General features: G+C 54.2%; 11 protein-coding genes. 5 read left to right on the top strand and 6 right to left on the bottom strand.

Going from position 1 to position 17428, the window contains the following annotated elements:
• Positions 1–57 precede the first annotated feature (57 nt).
• Both pflB and pflA read left to right on the top strand, forming a co-directional pair.
• Positions 58–2343 (top strand): formate C-acetyltransferase, encoded by a 2286-nt coding sequence (gene pflB, locus AC6I8N_RS07170; protein ID WP_021182598.1) that lies wholly within the window; start codon positions 58–60, stop codon positions 2341–2343.
• A gap of 155 nt (positions 2344–2498) precedes the next feature.
• Complete coding sequence (pflA, locus tag AC6I8N_RS07165) at positions 2499–3239, top strand: pyruvate formate lyase 1-activating protein (RefSeq protein ID WP_021182597.1); 741 nt, start codon at positions 2499–2501, stop codon at positions 3237–3239.
• A gap of 70 nt (positions 3240–3309) precedes the next feature.
• Here the strand turns inward: pflA and AC6I8N_RS07160 are convergent, their stop codons facing one another.
• The 6 genes from AC6I8N_RS07160 to lrp form a co-directional block, all read right to left on the bottom strand.
• Positions 3310–4461 carry an MFS transporter gene (locus tag AC6I8N_RS07160; RefSeq protein WP_497830364.1) on the bottom strand — a complete coding sequence of 384 codons (1152 nt, stop codon included), beginning with the start codon at positions 4459–4461 and terminating at the stop codon, positions 3310–3312.
• A gap of 313 nt (positions 4462–4774) precedes the next feature.
• Positions 4775–6067 carry a serine--tRNA ligase gene (serS, locus tag AC6I8N_RS07155; RefSeq protein WP_497830363.1) on the bottom strand — a complete coding sequence of 431 codons (1293 nt, stop codon included), beginning with the start codon at positions 6065–6067 and terminating at the stop codon, positions 4775–4777.
• A gap of 93 nt (positions 6068–6160) precedes the next feature.
• On the bottom strand, positions 6161–7510 hold the full coding sequence (locus AC6I8N_RS07150) for a replication-associated recombination protein A (protein WP_021182594.1): 1350 nt from the start codon (positions 7508–7510) through the stop codon (positions 6161–6163).
• A 7-nt stretch (positions 7511–7517) separates the two neighbouring features.
• Complete coding sequence (lolA, locus tag AC6I8N_RS07145) at positions 7518–8129, bottom strand: outer membrane lipoprotein periplasmic chaperone LolA (RefSeq protein ID WP_021182593.1); 612 nt, start codon at positions 8127–8129, stop codon at positions 7518–7520.
• A 175-nt stretch (positions 8130–8304) separates the two neighbouring features.
• Positions 8305–11673 carry a DNA translocase FtsK 4TM domain-containing protein gene (locus AC6I8N_RS07140; RefSeq protein ID WP_497830362.1) on the bottom strand — a complete coding sequence of 1123 codons (3369 nt, stop codon included), beginning with the start codon at positions 11671–11673 and terminating at the stop codon, positions 8305–8307.
• A gap of 119 nt (positions 11674–11792) precedes the next feature.
• Entirely contained in the window at positions 11793–12287 is a 495-nt protein-coding gene (lrp, locus tag AC6I8N_RS07135) for a leucine-responsive transcriptional regulator Lrp (protein ID WP_006118610.1), read from the bottom strand.
• Positions 12288–12810: 523 nt separating this feature from the next.
• Between lrp and trxB the strand changes: the two genes are divergently transcribed.
• The 3 genes from trxB (at position 12811) to cydC (ending at position 17421) form a co-directional block, all read left to right on the top strand.
• Positions 12811–13776 carry a thioredoxin-disulfide reductase gene (gene trxB, locus AC6I8N_RS07130; protein ID WP_021182591.1) on the top strand — a complete coding sequence of 322 codons (966 nt, stop codon included), beginning with the start codon at positions 12811–12813 and terminating at the stop codon, positions 13774–13776.
• A gap of 145 nt (positions 13777–13921) precedes the next feature.
• Positions 13922–15691 carry a heme ABC transporter permease/ATP-binding protein CydD gene (gene cydD / locus AC6I8N_RS07125; protein ID WP_497830361.1) on the top strand — a complete coding sequence of 590 codons (1770 nt, stop codon included), beginning with the start codon at positions 13922–13924 and terminating at the stop codon, positions 15689–15691.
• Positions 15691–17421 (top strand): heme ABC transporter ATP-binding protein/permease CydC, encoded by a 1731-nt coding sequence (gene cydC, locus AC6I8N_RS07120; protein WP_497830360.1) that lies wholly within the window; start codon positions 15691–15693, stop codon positions 17419–17421. Before cydD ends, cydC begins: the two co-directional genes overlap by 1 nt.
• Positions 17422–17428 lie beyond the last annotated feature (7 nt).

Here is a 17428-nt window from a genome sequence, read left to right as displayed (position 1 = left end):
GGCACGCCTGATCGCGTGCCAAACGTGAAAGTTTCCCTAAATAAAGGCAGGTATATCATGACCGAACTGAATGAAAAATTGGCGGCAGCCTGGGAAGGATTTAACGCGGGCGAATGGCAGAACGGTGTCAACGTACGCGATTTCATCCAGAAAAATTACACCCCTTATGAAGGCGACGAGTCATTCCTCGCGGGTGCCACCCCGGCAACCACTAAACTGTGGGATAACGTGCTGGAAGGCATCAAGATTGAAAACCGTACTCACGCTCCGGTTGACTTCGATACCGATCTTGCTTCAACCATCACTTCACACGATGCCGGTTACATCAACAAGTCACTGGAAAAAATCGTTGGTCTGCAAACTGAAGCCCCGTTGAAACGCGCCATCATCCCGTTTGGCGGTATCAAAATGGTGGAAGGCTCCTGTAAGGTTTATGGCCGTGAGCTGGATGCCTCACTGAAAAAAGTTTTCACTGATTACCGTAAAACCCATAACCAGGGCGTGTTTGATGTCTATACCCCTGACATCCTGCGTTGCCGTAAATCTGGTGTACTGACCGGTCTGCCAGATGCTTATGGTCGTGGTCGTATCATTGGTGACTATCGTCGCGTTGCGCTGTATGGCATCGACTACCTGATGAAAGACAAAGTTGCGCAGTTCAATTCACTGCAAAGCGACATGGAAAACGGCGTCAATCTGGAAGCCACCATCCGTCTGCGTGAAGAGATTTCTGAACAGCACCGTGCGCTGGGCCAGATCAAAGAGATGGCGGCTAAATATGGTCACGATATCTCTCTGCCTGCCACCACGGCGCAGGAAGCGGTGCAGTGGACTTACTACGGCTACCTGGCTGCGGTTAAATCACAGAATGGTGCGGCGATGTCGTTTGGTCGCGTGTCTACCTTCCTAGATGTTTACATCGAACGTGATATCAAAGCAGGCAAGCTGAATGAAGCCGAAGCGCAAGAACTGATTGACCACCTGGTCATGAAACTGCGTATGGTGCGCTTCCTGCGTACGCCGGAATATGATGAGCTGTTCTCTGGCGACCCGATCTGGGCAACTGAGTCCCTGGCAGGTATGGGCGTCGACGGTCGTACTCTGGTCACCAAAAGCACCTTCCGTTTCCTGAACACGCTGTACACCATGGGTCCATCACCGGAACCAAACATGACCATCCTGTGGTCAGAAAAACTGCCGATTAACTTTAAAAAATATGCGGCAAAAGTCTCCATCGATACTTCATCACTGCAATATGAAAACGATGACCTGATGCGTCCTGACTTCAACAACGATGACTATGCCATCGCCTGTTGTGTTAGCCCGATGGTGATCGGTAAACAAATGCAGTTCTTCGGTGCCCGCGCTAACCTGGCGAAAACCCTGCTGTACGCAATCAACGGCGGCGTTGACGAAAAACTGAAAATGCAGGTTGGCCCGAAAGAAGCGCCGATCACTGATGACGTACTGAACTTCGAAACCGTCATGGCGCGTATGGACCACTTCATGGACTGGCTGGCAAAACAGTATGTCACCGCCCTGAACGTTATCCACTACATGCATGATAAATACAGCTATGAAGCGTCGCTGATGGCTCTGCATGACCGTGACGTTTACCGTACTATGGCTTGTGGTATCGCCGGTCTGTCTGTAGCTGCTGACTCACTCTCGGCTATCAAGTACGCCAAAGTGAAACCGGTGCGCGATGCGGATGGCCTGGCGATTGATTTCGAGATCGAAGGTGAATACCCGCAGTTTGGTAACAATGACGCTCGCGTCGATGATATGGCCTGTGACCTGGTTGAACGTTTCATGAAAAAAATTCAGAAACTGGCGACCTATCGCAATGCTGTTCCGACTCAGTCAGTGCTGACCATTACCTCTAACGTGGTTTATGGTAAGAAAACCGGTAATACCCCGGATGGCCGTCGCGCAGGTGCACCGTTCGGACCGGGTGCTAACCCGATGCACGGACGTGACCAGAAAGGTGCGGTTGCCTCACTGACCTCGGTCGCTAAACTGCCGTTCGCCTACGCCAAAGATGGTATCTCTTATACCTTCTCTATCGTACCGAACGCGCTGGGTAAAGATGATAACGTACGTAAAACCAACCTCGCGGGCCTGATGGATGGCTACTTCCACCATGAAGCCAACAATATCGAGGGCGGTCAGCATCTGAACGTTAACGTGATGAACCGTGAAATGCTGTTGGATGCGATGGATCACCCGGAAAAATATCCGCAGTTGACCATCCGTGTTTCCGGTTACGCCGTGCGTTTTAACTCGCTGACTAAAGAGCAGCAACAGGATGTGATTACCCGTACTTTCACCAAGTCCCTGTAATTCGTCCCGCTAAAAAAAGGCTCCTGCGGGAGCCTTTTCTCCAGGTCGTTTTGCCAGAAGGCTAACCGAGGCTTTCTGGCAAAACTGACTTAAACCTCAGAGCACGACACAGATTGTGCCGCCTGATACCAGGCCAAATTGGAGAACTCATCGCAATGTCAACCATCGGTCGTATTCACTCCTTCGAATCCTGCGGCACTGTTGACGGCCCGGGTATCCGCTTTATCACCTTCTTCCAGGGCTGCCTGATGCGCTGCCTCTATTGTCACAACCGTGATACCTGGGATACCCACGGCGGCAAAGAGGTGACGGTAGAAGATTTAATGAAAGATGTACTGTCGTACCGCCATTTTATGAATGCCTCTGGCGGTGGTGTGACAGCTTCCGGCGGCGAAGCGATTCTCCAGGCTGAGTTCGTACGCGACTGGTTCCGCGCCTGCCGCGCCGAGGGTATCCATACTTGCCTCGATACCAATGGTTTTGTGCGACGTTACGATCCGGTTATTGATGAACTGCTTGAAGTCACTGACCTGGTGATGCTCGATCTCAAACAAATCAATGATGATATCCACCAGATTCTGGTCGGTGTCTCGAACCACCGTACCATGGACTTTGCCCGCTATTTGCAGAAGAAAGGTGTTCGCACCTGGATTCGCTATGTCGTGGTGCCCGGCTATTCCGACGATGATGATTCGGTACATCGCCTGGGTGAATTCACCCAGGACATGGACAACATCGAGAAGATTGAATTATTGCCTTACCACGAATTAGGTAAGCATAAATGGATTGCGATGGGTGAAGAGTACAAGCTGGAAGGTGTGAAGCCACCTACGAAAGAAACGATGGAACGGGTGAAGAACATTCTGGCTGGATATGGTCATCAGGTAATGTATTAACCCTGCCGGGCCAACACACCTCCATAGCGGCGCGATTTATCGCGCGGGTACGGAGGTGTGCAGACACGCTCTACGCGTGCGCCACAGGTGTGGCGTGATGGTCGGCTTTGCGCAGCAGCATCACCAGATAAACCAGCGCCACACCCGCAATCATCACAAACAACAGACGATCTGAGTAGCTCTGCATCAACATCGCCGTGGTGCCCGGTCCAACCAGACTGCCCAGGGTGTAGCTGAACAGCAGTGCCTGATTCATCGCCACCAGTTCGTGATGTGCCACCGCTTCACATGCCCAGGACATCGCCACCGGATAGAGCGTAAACCCAGCCAGTCCCAGTACGAATAAGGCCGGGGCCATTGCCGCATCACTCAACATCGCAATCGCTCCGAGGATGATGACAAACACCTGGACACGCAGCACCAACAAACGGCCAAAGCGATCGGCCAGACGCCCCACCGGCCACTGCCCAACGATACCGGAACTGACCAGCAGCGCCATCCAGTAACCTACCGTGGCATCGCTCATACCCTGATGCGCCAGATAAAGCGGCATTAAGCCATACAGTGAACCCAACAGAATCCCGGAGATAATGCAGCCGTTAATACCCAGACGGGAACTGCGACGGCGCATCATCGGCCAGATACGTCCTGGTGACGCATCTTCGCTGGCATGTCCGGCATTCACGCGAACAAACACCACTGGTAACACCGCACAGAGCACCAGGGCCGTTACCCACGGAATAACATGCAACAATTCGGTTGAAACACGGCTGACCAACAGTTGCCCGGCCACGGTGCCGAGATAATAAATAATCATGTAAGCAGCAAGTAACTGGCCGCGATTGCGCACGGTGCCGCTACAAAGCAAAGCGCTTTCCACCACTACCCACATCAGTGCGCAACCGACACCGGCGATAAAACGCAGCAGTGTCCAGCTGTAAAATCCACCCAGCAGCGCCATCCCCACGGTTGCCACGGCAAACAGGATCGTCGCCAGATAGTAGCAACGATTAAAACCGTAGTGGGTAATCAACCAGCCTGCCAGCAAAGTGCCTGCAAGGTTACCGGTATAATATGATGAACTGACCATACCCACCTGCCAGGTTGGCAGTTGATCATGCGTCAGCCATAACGGCACCAGCGTATTAAGCACAGCGATAGACACCGTCAGGAGCAGCAAACCGCAAAGCAGCAGCAGGACGGGGCGCGACCAGGTTGACATAGGGAAAAAACCAAAGGAATAGAGAGAATTGCGCGCAGTTTGCCAGTTGCTATTTTAAAGTCAATGTGCAAAAAAACACCGCCGCATTTTTTGCTGCTAGCCAATTTAATTTTTTTATCTTCAGTTAGTTAGAGTACGAAAGAACTTTCTTTACCGTCTCGCTATCTCTATGAATTTGTGGATTTTTAGACGATCAGGCTTCTCAGATGACGATAACGTTTATTTCTGATTAATTCCGGGTAAAGATTAAATCAGTTTTTTATTTGGGAAATAAAAAACCCGGCATTGCCGGGTTTTTAAAAACAGCGGGAGATTAACCTATAAATTCAATACCGCCCATATACGGACGCAGAACTTCAGGCACTTCAATACGACCATCTGCCTGCTGATAGTTTTCCAGCACGGCAACCAGCGTACGGCCAACCGCCAGGCCAGAACCATTTAGCGTATGGACCAGACGTGGTTTCTTCTCAGTCTTGCTACGGCAGCGTGCCTGCATGCGACGCGCCTGGAAATCCCACATGTTGGAGCAAGAGGAGATTTCACGGTAGGTATTTTGCGCCGGTAACCAGACCTCAAGGTCATAGGTCTTGGTTGAGCCAAAGCCCATATCGCCGGTGCACAGCAGCACTTTACGGTACGGCAGGTTAAGCAGTTGCAGCACCTTCTCCGCGTGACTAACCAACTCTTCCAGTGCCTGCATGGAGGTTTCCGGTGCGACAATCTGCACCATCTCCACTTTGTCGAACTGATGCATACGGATTAAACCGCGCGTATCACGACCGTAAGAGCCCGCTTCTGAACGGAAGCATGGTGTGTGTGCCGTGAGTTTGATCGGCAGGTTTTCTTCTTCGACGATCTCATCGCGCACCAGGTTAGTCAGCGGCACTTCTGCGGTCGGAATCAGCGCATAGTTGCTGGTGCCCGCTTCTTCATCCAGCGGCTTGGTGTGGAAAAGATCTTCACCAAATTTAGGCAACTGGCCGGTACCATACAGCGTGTCATGGTTCACCAGATAAGGCACGTAGGTTTCAAGATAACCGTGTTGCTGGCTGTGCAGGTCAATCATGAACTGGCTCAGGGCGCGATGCAGGCGAGCAATTTGCCCCTGCATTACCACAAAACGGGAACCGGTCAGTTTTACCGCAGAAGCGAAATCTAAACCTTTCGCCTGCTCACCCAATTCAACATGGTCTTTCACCTGGAAATCGAACTGACGAGGTTCACCCCAGCGCGCAACTTCGAGGTTTTCCGTGTCATCTTTACCCAGCGGAACTTCATCGGCGGGCAGATTGGGCAGTGCCAGAGCAAAATCACGAATTTCGTTCTGCAGGGCATCCAGTTCTGCTTTCGCGGCATCCAGGCGTTCGCCCAGCGCGTTCACTTCCAGACGCAGCGGCTCGATATCTTCCCCACGGGCTTTAGCCTGACCGATGGATTTGGATCGGGAGTTACGCTCAGCCTGCAGATTTTCGGTTTCTACCTGCAATACTTTACGACGCTCTTCATGGGAGCGCAGCGTTTCCACATCCAGTTTAAATCCCCGGCGTGCCAGTTTTTCTGCGACTGCGTCTGGCTCGTTACGCAGCAGATTGGGATCGAGCATGCTTATCCTGTGTAATTAAGGTTGATTGAACGAATGAAGTGATGCATCCCTCTGGAATGCATTGAATTCCTGGATCACCTTACCGTAACGCCTTTAGGAGCGGTAGCGTTTTATCGGGCTATTTTGATCCTGTTCAGCCAGCCAGGCGAGTTTTTCGCCAATTTTCCCTTCAAGACCACGATTGGTGGGATGATAGTAGCGTGTTTGTGCCATTTCTGGCGGAAAGTAGACTTCACCGGCGGCAAATGCATTCGGCTCGTCATGCGCGTAACGATACTCCTTGCCCAGCCCCATCTCTTTCATCAATTTGGTCGGCGCGTTGCGCAGATGTTCGGGGACGTCATAATCCGGAAATTCGCGTGCGTCACGCATTGCCGCTTTGAAAGCGGTGTAAACGGCATTACTTTTCGGCGCACTGGCGAGATACACAATCGCCTGAGCAATGGCGCGTTCCCCTTCGGCTGGCCCGACGCGTGTAAAGCAATCCCAGGCCGCAATAGCCACCTGCATACCACGCGGGTCGGCATTGCCAACGTCTTCCGAGGCGATGGCCAACAGACGACGCGCCACATACAGTGGATCGCCACCGGCAGTGATAATACGCGCATACCAGTAAAGGGCGGCATCCGGTGCCGACCCCCTTACCGACTTATGCAAGGCTGAAATCAGGTCATAGAAGCGATCGCCTTTGTTATCAAAACGCGCGGCGCGCTCCCCGGAAACCTCATTCAGCAACTGCGGCGTCAACTCACGCTGGCCAGCGCCGTTGGTTTCCGCCATATCTGCCATCATTTCCAGCGTATTCAGCGCGCGGCGAGCGTCACCGTTCACCAACTCAGCAATCATGCGGCGCGTATTATCAGGCAATAAAATGTCGCTATTACCGTAACCGCGCGCGCTGTCCTGCATCGCCTGCTGTAAAACCTGCTCAATATCCGCAGTGGTTAATGATTTCAGCAGGTAGACGCGCGCCCGTGACAACAACGCTGAATTCAGTTCAAACGAGGGGTTTTCGGTGGTAGCACCTATAAAGGTGATGGTGCCATCCTCAATATGCGGCAAAAACGCATCTTGCTGGCTTTTGTTAAAGCGGTGCACCTCATCAACAAATAAAATGGTGCGACGCCCAACCTGGCGATTTTGCCGGGCGCGTTCAATCGCTTCACGGATCTCTTTCACGCCGGATGTCACAGCGGAGATGCGCTCAACATCGGCTTTGCCATAATGGGCGATGATCTCGGCCAGGGTGGTTTTCCCTGTCCCTGGCGGCCCCCACAAAATCATCGAATGCAGATGCCCCGCCTCAATCGCGCGGGGCAACGGTTTACCTGCTGCCAGCAGATGTTGCTGACCGATGTATTGTGCCAGCGTCACTGGCCGCATACGTGCGGCCAGTGGCTGAAACTCATTGCTGGAGGAGAAATCCAGGGAAAGATTACTCACCGTGACCTCACTGACGTTGATCGTCTACCGTTACCCCTTTCGGCGGCGTAAAGGTGAATTTATCCGGGCTAATTGCCCCATTGGTCTGACTTTTCAGCTGATAGCTGCTGCGTTGTCCATCCTGTTCAATCGCACTGAATTGATTGATGGTGCCAGATGGCGTGACAGTGATGGTGAACTGCTTGAGATTGCCGTCGCTACTTTTCGGCGTCAGCTCAAAATTATCGCCCTGCTGTTTGATGTTGTACTGCTTCCAGTCGCTCGGCTGGTTACGGGCGATCAACATAAACGGGGTGTTGCTGGTGGCATTTTTCAGCCAACTGGCGCTAACCTGCTCGACAAACGGATTGTAAAACCACAGGGTTTTACCATCGGAAATGATCACGCTTTCGTCCGGTGCCGTCATATGCCAGTTAAACAAGCTGGGACGTTTTACCCACAACTCACCTTCACCATCTTGCACGTTCGCTCCGCTACCGTCGGTCACTTTCTGGCTAAAGCTGGCATGGAAGCTATTCACTTTATTCAGACGCTGCTGCAAATCGCTGGAAGCATCAGCCAGCACGGAAGCGGAAAGAAAAGAGGCCAGCAGACCGCAGGCAATCACGCGTAATTTCATCTGATTCGATTCCTTATTCATTGTTTCCCGACACTTACTGCATTAAACGTAGTTGCCGCACTGTCTCTTCGACAGGAGAAAAAGCCGAAAGCTCCCGTTGATATGGGGATCGACTGCCAGATAAACAATGGGCCAGTATATACTGGCCCGGGATTAACTGTTGGAGAGTAAGCAGTTACATCTCATGCGGCGGTGGCGACAGCACCTCACGGTTACCATTATGTCCAGGTTCAGACACAATCCCCTGCGCTTCCATCTGTTCAATGATGCGCGCGGCGCGGTTATAACCGATACGGAACTGGCGTTGCACACCAGAAATCGATGCACGACGCTTATCCACCACAAAAGCCACCGCCTGGTCGAACAGCGGATCCAGCTCTTCATCGCCTTCCAGACCGGCGGCACCGCCTTCGTTCTCCTCGCCTGCCGTGATGCTATCGATATACTGTGGGCGACCACGCGCTTTCCAGTCCTGCACCACCGCATGAACCTCCTGATCGCGAACAAATGCGCCATGTACACGCATTGGCATCGACGAGTTGGGCGGCATATACAACATATCACCCATGCCGAGCAGCGATTCCGCACCGCCCTGGTCCAGGATGGTACGCGAGTCGATTTTACTCGATACCGTAAAGGCGATACGTGTCGGGATGTTAGCTTTGATTAACCCGGTAATCACATCCACTGACGGACGCTGGGTCGCCAGCACCAGATGGATACCTGCCGCACGCGCCTTCTGCGCCAGACGGGCAATCAGTTCTTCCACTTTCTTGCCTACCGCCATCATCAGGTCGGCAAATTCATCTACCATCACCACGATGTAAGGCAGTTTTTCCAGCACTGGTGGCGTGGTGTCCATACTGTCACCAGGCTTCCAGAATGGATCAGGAATCGGACGGCCCATCGCCTCAGCCTGTTCCACTTTTTCGTTGTAACCGGCAAGGTTACGCACGCCAAGCGCAGACATCAGCTTATAACGACGCTCCATCTCACCCACACTCCAGCGCAGCGCATTCGCCGCATCTTTCATGTCGGTCACCACTTCTGTCAGCAGGTGTGGAATGCCTTCATACACCGAAAGCTCCAGCATTTTCGGGTCGATCATGATAAAGCGCACTTCTTCCGGCGTGGCTTTGTACAGCATGCTGATGATCATGGCGTTCACGCCGACCGATTTACCCGAGCCGGTAGTACCCGCCACCAGTAAGTGCGGCATTTTTGCCAGGTCGGCTACCACCGGCTGACCGGCAATATCTTTACCCAGCACCACTGCAAGTGGGGAAGGATTGTCGCGGAATTTGGCGCAATCCAGCACTTCACGCAGGTAGACCGTCTGACGATGCTTGTTTGGCAGTTCCAGACCAACATAAGGTTTGCCCGGAATTACCTCTACCACACGTACCGCCACCGCCGACAACGAGCGGGCCAGGTCACGCGACAGGTTGGAAATCCGCGCGGCTTTGACGCCAGGCGCGAGGTCCAACTCAAAGCGGGTGATGACCGGTCCCGGCGAGATACCGACGACCTCCGCCTTCACGCGGTAGTCAGCAAGGCGCGCTTCTACCAATCGCGCCGTTTGCTCCAGCGCGAACATATCTACTGGCTCTTCTTCCGAGGGTGGTGGCGTCAGCAGATCCAGCGTTGGCAAAGGCGTGGATGGACGCTCCAGCGGCTGTTCATGGCGCACCAGGAAGGGATGGAACAGGCTATCGTGTACCGATTTAGCCGGTTTCTCTTCCTCAACCGGTTCCGCTTCTTCAGCGGCTGACCACGGGCTGCTCTCTTCATTGAAGGAGGGCATCACCTCCGGCTGCGGCGCAACCGGCTGCTGCCACTGCGCAGGCGCAGGAGCTTCAGGTTCTGGCGTGGCCGCAATAGTGAATAACGGTTCACTCGGGCTGTCATCCACCAGATCTTTCATCGGTGAGAAATCAAAGGCCGACGATGTGTCGAGATTAAATACCGGCCCTTCATCCGCTTCAGCTTCTCTTTCTGCACGGTAACGCTGTTGCTGCTGCTCAGCAAACTGACGCGCCAGTTGTGCCTGCTGCAACGCATCTTCGTCTTCCGCATCCGTGTGCCAACTTTCGCCATAACGCTGCTGCTGTTGAGACTGAAAAGCGTCACGCAATTGCGCTTCCTGTAACGCCGCAGCATCTTCAGCCGCGACAGGATCCAGCGCGGCGGTAGCCTGCTGTTCTGACTCTTTAGCTTTCTCTTCAGCCATCCGCTGTGACGGAAGCTTGATGCCATAAGAAGCCAGCTCACGGCGCGTGGGTAATTTCACTGGGTTCGGACGAGGCAGCTCCGGGCCAATACCCTGTTTAACCTGCGGATTGTAATCACGCTCCGGCACCACATCGAAAGCTGGCGTATAAGGCGCACTGGAAGCAGCAACTTTTGCCGCTCCGGCGGCCAGCGCCACACTGGCGGTGGTATTGAGCGCGGAGGGTGCCTGCGCAGCATCCTGCCAGTTCCCCATCCTCGGGCCATCGTCCTCATCGACCGGTGAGAACGGCGAGGTTTCCGCCGGCACTTCAAAACGGTACAACGGCGGCGCGGCGGGAGTTTCAGCCACCACCGGTGTTGTCAGAGCAGGAGGAACCGTAGCCGCAGGCTGGACCGATTGCACCACCGGCTGCGGCGCAGCGGGCACAACCGCTGGCGACGTTGTCGGTTGTACTACGGGTTCCTGGCGAGCCGCTTCACTGCTCACCGCAATCGCTGCTGCCGTAGCGGCACTGGCTTTCGCCAACAGGGGATCATCCCCGGCAGCATCAAGCGGTGCCTCATTCACCTTACGCGGTTTTGCCAGCAGCACATCATCGTCATCAGATGTAGCCGCACGCAACGCGGGTACAGCCTCATCGACCGGCTGCTGCTCGTCCTCGTATTCATCTTCTTCCTGCCAGGGTTCATCCTGGCGGGAGCGATTGCTGGCAAATGTCAGCACGCCCATCACGACACCGCCGATTCTTTCGGCAATCGTTAACCATGACCAACCGGTGTAGAGGGTAATCCCCGCCGCCCAGACGCACAGCAGCGTTAAAGTGCCACCTGCGGAGCTGAACCAGGGTGCCATCGCGTTGCTGATCAGGCTGCCGATCACACCACCGGAGGCGAAATACCAGATGTCGTCAGCGTTAAGCGCCGCAAGACCACAGGTGGTTACCACCAGCGCCAGCACGCCAATCAGGCGCAGCCCCACCGCAAAGTAATCGATGTAGTCGTGACGATCGCGCTGACGGAAAGTAATCCAGCACAAGCCAATAATGACCGGAGGAATGGCATAGGCCATCACGCCGAAGATAAATAGCAAGGTGTCGGCTAGCCATGCACCGACGCTGCCACCCAGATTGTGGATAGGCTCGTGCCAGGCCGTTTGCGACCAACTGGGATCGGAAGGGTTAAAACTGACCAAAGAAACCATCAGATAGATGGCAAACAGGGCCACAAGGATAAGCAACGCTTCAAGCAGCCGACGTCCGCTGCTCAGCGGTTGTAATGAAACGTCTTTGTCTTCTGTATATTCCTGGCTCAAGAGAACTCTCCAGGTGCCTGTAAATTAAGAAGGCAACAGCGTCGGGCTGGCCCGACGCTGGTCCTGTATGAATTCACAGGAGTGTACCGAAATCCTGCACGCTTTGCACCTGCCCTGCGTTAACGGGTTTTGATCACCAGGCGATTGCTCTGTTTGACCTCTTCCATTACCACATAGGTGCGGGTGTCGTTTACGCCCGGCAGGCGTAGCAAGGTCTCACCCAACAGCTTGCGATATGCTGACATATCCGGCACACGGGTTTTCAGCAGATAGTCAAAGTCACCGGAAACGAGGTGACACTCTTGAGTTTCCTCAAGTTTTTGCACGGCGGCGTTAAATTGCTCAAACACATCTGGCGCGCCACGATTCAGAGTAATCTCAACAAATACCAGCAGCGAAGCATCGAGATAGTGCGGGTTGAGCTGTGCGGTATAGCCAAGAATGAAACCCTGACGTTCCAGGCGACGAACACGCTCAAGGCATGGCGTCGGCGATAATCCAACACGTTTCGAAAGCTCGACATTGGAAATACGACCGTCTTTCTGCAATTCATTCAGAATGTTTCTGTCGATACGATCCAGATCTTTTCCGGGGCGCTTCTTATTGTCTACCATTATTATTGTCTCTCTTAATTCCTTCCCTTAACCTGCCACACCCTGAAAACATTCATTGCTCAGGGCCTTACTCGAAGTGAAGACGATAAGCCTGAGCAGTAATGCGACCATCCGTATGACGCATGTTGTCTGTCCACATCATGCGTCATTACCAATGTCAGACTGTTTAAATCTGGCGAAACAAACCAAAACAGGTATGAAATTCTGTTTTGTATCGCTAAATCTTCTTTGCTTCTGACAATGTTTTCGCAAATGCGCAGGCGATTGTCAAAGTAAAACATCCAAATTCAGTACAAGATGCCAGACAGAGTGCTGGGTTCCTGTTTTCTAATGAGATTTTTTATACAGCTGCACCACTAATTACCGAGCATTGCCCCCTTTTGGCGCAATCCGCGTGCAGAATTCCTTCTCATCGTCTACGCCGCTCGCAGCGATTGTTAACAAAATTGCTGAAGACTTTTTTTGCGGCGGCAATTTCCCTACAATCGCTAGCTATGTTGTCAGAAAAAAAACTGAGGAACACATGAGTACGGCCAAACACAGTAAGCTGCTCATTCTGGGCTCCGGCCCTGCCGGTTACACCGCTGCAGTCTATGCCGCGCGCGCCAACCTTAATCCGGTATTGATTACCGGTCTGGAAAAAGGCGGTCAGCTCACCACCACCACCGAAGTGGAGAACTGGCCAGGCGACCCGCACGATCTGACAGGTCCATCGCTGATGGAACGCATGCACGAACATGCCGAAAAGTTTAATACCGAAATCATTTTCGACCATATTCACACGGTCGATTTGCAGAACCGTCCTTTCCGCCTGACCGGTGACAGCGGCGAGTACACCGCCGATGCGCTGATCATCGCGACCGGTGCTTCCGCCCGTTATCTCGGCTTGCCGTCAGAAGAAGCGTTTAAAGGTAAAGGCGTATCGGCCTGTGCAACCTGCGACGGTTTTTTCTATCGCAATCAGAAAGTCGCGGTCATCGGTGGCGGCAACACCGCCGTGGAAGAAGCGCTGTACCTGGCGAATATCGCTGCTGAGGTGCATCTGATTCACCGTCGTGACAGCTTCCGTGCCGAAAAAATCCTTATCGACCGCCTGATGGAAAAGGTACGCAACGGCAATATCGTGTTGCATACCGACCGTACGCTGGACGAAGTCGTGGGAGATCAGATGGGCGTTACCGGTCTGAAACTGTTGTCGACCAAAGGTGACGCTGCTGAATCGTTGGAAGTGGCCGGCCTGTTTGTCGCTATCGGCCACAGCCCCAACACCGCCATCTTTGAAGGCCAGTTAGCCCTGGAGAATGGTTACATCAAAGTTCAGTCTGGTCTGCATGGCAATGCGACCCAGACCAGCATCCCTGGCGTGTTTGCCGCAGGCGATGTGATGGACCATATCTATCGCCAGGCAATCACCTCAGCAGGCACCGGCTGTATGGCGGCGCTGGATGCAGAGCGTTACCTGGATGGTTTGGTTAAAAACGATAAGTAACTTGTTAATAACCTGATCATATTTGCTGAAGGCGACCTGTTTTGGTCGCCTTTTTTATTACCTGCGTGCTACAGTTCATGCGCCTGACGTTGTTGGGGTTTTTGCTTCGCAACGACTTCTCTTCTGAGTAATTGAACGGCTTCGTATGAACAAATCGCGGCAACAGGAACTTCTCCGCTGGCTCCGCCAGCAACGTCATCACGGTGCGCGTAGTTTGCGTCTGGTTTCTCTATTGGGATTTGCCAGCGCCCTGGTGATTATCGCCCAGGCCTGGCTGCTCGCCACGCTACTTCAAGCCCTGATCATCGCCCATCAACCTCGCACGGAACTGTTGGGCCAGTTTGCCCTGTTGCTGCTGTGTTTTGTGCTGCGTGCCGCGCTGAATTATGGCCGCGAAATGGCAGGCCAGCGCGCCGGAATGGCGATTCGCCGCGCCTTGCGTCAGCAGGTTCTGGACCGTCTGAATACGTTGGGTCCGGCATGGATTCAGGGCAAGCCCGCCGGTAGCTGGGCCACCCTGCTGCTGGAGCAAATTGAGGAGATGCAGGAATATTACGCGCGCTATCTGCCACAGATGTCGCTGGCGGTGTTTATTCCCTGCGCCATTCTGGTGGCGATCTTCCCGATTAACTGGGCGGCTGGCCTGATTTTACTGGTTACAGCACCCTTGATTCCGCTGTTTATGGCAATGGTCGGTATGGGCGCGGCCGATGCCAACCGCCGCAATTTCCTTGCTCTGGCGCGTCTGAGCGGTGATTTCTACGATCGTCTGCGTGGCCGTGAAACATTGCGCCTGTTTGATCGCGCCAGTGCAGAACAACAGGCCATCACCCGCAGCACCACCGATTTTCGTCAGCGCACTATGGAAGTTCTGCGTCTGGCCTTCCTCTCTTCGGCGGTGCTGGAGTTTTTTGCCTCCCTGGCAATTGCCGTGGTCGCGGTGTACTTCGGCTTTTCCTATCTTGGAGAGCTGAATTTTGGTCATTACCACGGCGGCGTTACGCTGTTTGCCGGTTTCCTGGCCTTAATCCTCGCGCCCGAATTCTTCCAGCCGCTACGCGATTTAGGCACTTTTTATCATGCTAAAGCCCAGGCGGTGGGCGGTGCCGATGCACTGGATCGTTTCCTGCAAGAAAGCCCGGAAGTGCAATCTGACGAATCAGGCGAGCCGTTCACCTTCTCCGCCCCGCTTCAACTAACAGCCCAGGATCTGGTGGTAATGACGGCCAAAGGAGAGTCACTGTCCCAGCCGTTGAGCTTTAACCTGAGCGCAGGTAAACGGGTCGCGCTGGTAGGGCAAAGCGGTGCCGGTAAAACCGCGCTGATGAATGTCCTGCTCGGCTTTCTCCCCTATCAGGGATCCCTGAAAATTAATGGTCGCGAGTTGCGTGATATGCCACGTTCAGACTGGCAACACCATCTCGCCTGGGTCGGCCAAAACCCGCACCTTCCGGCTGCCACCTTGCGCGACAATGTGCTGATGGGACGTACCGTGAGTGAGGCTGAACTGGAAAACGCCCTCAATCAAGCCGGGGTCACTGAATTTCTGCCGCGTTTACCTCAGGGGCTGGATACAACGCTCGGCGATGGCGCAACCGGCTTATCCGTCGGCCAGGCACAGCGCATTGCCGTTGCGCGTGCCCTGCTGAAACCGGCACAACTGCTGCTGCTCGATGAGCCCGGTTCTGGCCTGGATAGCCAAAGCGAGCAGCGCGTGATGAGCGCCCTGAAACAGGCCGCTATGCGGCAAACCACCCTGATGATTACACACCAACTCAGCGATCTCGCCAGTTGGGATGAGATCTGGGTGATGCAAAACGGCCAACTGGTGCAACAGGGTGACTGGCAGCAGTTGCATCAGCAGGAAGGTCCGTTGCGTGAGATGGTGCAACACCGCCAGAGGGAGATTGCCTGATGCATAGCCTGATGCCTTTTTTACGTCTGTGGCGACGCCATCCGTGGCGTCTTGGTCTGGGGATCGTGCTGGCCATCGCCACGCTGTTAGCCAGCATCGGCCTGCTGACACTCTCCGGCTGGTTCCTCGCCGCCTCTTCGGTGGCAGGCGTGGCCGGTTTGTACAGCTTCAACTACATGTTGCCCGCCGCTGGCGTGCGTGGTGCAGCCATTATTCGTACTGCCGCCCGCTATTTTGAGCGTCTGGTCAGCCACGACGCGACCTTCCGCGTATTGCAGCATTTGCGTGTCTTTACTTTCAGTAAATTAATTGCGCTGGCACCGCAACAACTGGCGCAATTCCGTCAGGGTGATTTGCTCAACCGTTTTGTCAGCGATGTCGATACGCTTGACCACCTTTATCTGCGTGTGATCTCCCCGCTGATTGGCGCGGCGGCGGTGATTCTCGCCGTGACGCTGGGATTATCCTGGCTGGATGTGCCACTGGCGCTGCTGCTGGGTGGCATCATGTTAGCAACCTTATTGCTGATGCCACCGCTGTTTTGGCGCGTTGGCGCAGCGGCAGGTCAGCGTATTGCACGCCATCAGGCCAACTGGCGGTTACAGCTGACGCTGTGGCTTACTGGTCTGGCCGAGTTGCAAATTTATGGCACGGCTGTACGCTGGCGCGCGCAACTGGATCAGGAAGAAACCGACTGGCAGCAGGCACAACGTAAACAACACCGTTTACAGGCGCTGGCGCAAAGTTTGTTGCTACTTATCACCGGTGTGACGGTCACGCTGTTGCTGTGGATCTCTGCGGCAGGCGTCGGTAACGATAGCGCGCCTGGCGCGTTGATTGCGTTGTTCGTCTTCTGCGGATTGGCGGCCTTTGAAGCACTGGCACCGGTCGCAGGTGCGTTCCTGCCTCTGGCGCAGGTCACCAGCGCGGCGCAGCGGGTACAGGAGATTATCGATCAGCCTCCGGCTATTCGTTTCCCGAGCGCCAAAATCCACTCCACACCCGGCATCAGCCTGACACTGGATAATATTCAGTTCAGCTATCCACAACGCTCTGAAGCGGTTTTGAATCATTTTTCCCTGCATTTGCAGCCAGGCGAACATCTGGCGCTGCTTGGGCCAACCGGTTGTGGCAAATCCAGCCTGCTGGCATTGATTACCCGTGGTTGGGAAGCGCAACAGGGCAGCATCACGCTGAACGGCCAGCCTCTCGCCAACTGGGATGAAGCCTCGTTGCGTCAGCGCATTAGCGTGGTAACACAACGGGTGCATCTGTTTAGCCAGACCCTGCGTGACAATTTGTTGTTGGCAGCACCGACGGCAAGCGATGAACAACTCATCGAAGCCCTGCATCAGGTCGGCCTCGGCCATCTGGCGGATCACAGCGAAGGTTTGAATGCCTGGATGGGGGAAGGTGGTCGCCCTCTTTCCGGTGGCGAACTGCGTCGTCTGGCGATTGCGCGCGCGGTGCTGCATGGTGGCGATTTATGGTTGCTGGATGAACCAACCGAAGGTCTGGATGCTACCACTGAGCAACAAATCCTGACGCTATTGCAGCAGGTCAGCCACGGCAAAACCCTGATTATGGTGACGCATCGTCTTAGCGGCCTGACGCACATGGATCGTATTTGTGTGATGGACCAGGGACAAATCATTGAATCGGGTACCCATGACGAATTAATCTCAAAAGCAGGACGCTACTGGCGTTTCCATCAACGGTTTGCGCTATAGTCTTAGC

It is taken from the genome of Pantoea sp. X-Soil-TKNS-1279 (assembly GCF_059730565.1).
Note: the sequence above shows the minus strand (reverse complement) of the source record. Positions and strands in the feature narration are given on the sequence as shown.

Bases quoted from the DNA above. Each gene is read 5' to 3' on its own strand.
- cydD (WP_497830361.1), top strand. From the start codon at position 13,922: ATGAACAAATCGCGGCAACAGGAACTTCTCCGCTGGCTCCGCCAGCAA.
- AC6I8N_RS07160 (WP_497830364.1), bottom strand. From the start codon at position 4,461: ATGTCAACCTGGTCGCGCCCCGTCCTGCTGCTGCTTTGCGGTTTGCTG.
- trxB (WP_021182591.1), top strand. From the start codon at position 12,811: ATGAGTACGGCCAAACACAGTAAGCTGCTCATTCTGGGCTCCGGCCCT.
- pflA (WP_021182597.1), top strand. From the start codon at position 2,499: ATGTCAACCATCGGTCGTATTCACTCCTTCGAATCCTGCGGCACTGTT.
- lolA (WP_021182593.1), bottom strand. From the start codon at position 8,129: ATGAAATTACGCGTGATTGCCTGCGGTCTGCTGGCCTCTTTTCTTTCC.
- cydC (WP_497830360.1), top strand. From the start codon at position 15,691: ATGCATAGCCTGATGCCTTTTTTACGTCTGTGGCGACGCCATCCGTGG.
- serS (WP_497830363.1), bottom strand. From the start codon at position 6,067: ATGCTCGATCCCAATCTGCTGCGTAACGAGCCAGACGCAGTCGCAGAA.
- lrp (WP_006118610.1), bottom strand. From the start codon at position 12,287: ATGGTAGACAATAAGAAGCGCCCCGGAAAAGATCTGGATCGTATCGAC.
- pflB (WP_021182598.1), top strand. From the start codon at position 58: ATGACCGAACTGAATGAAAAATTGGCGGCAGCCTGGGAAGGATTTAAC.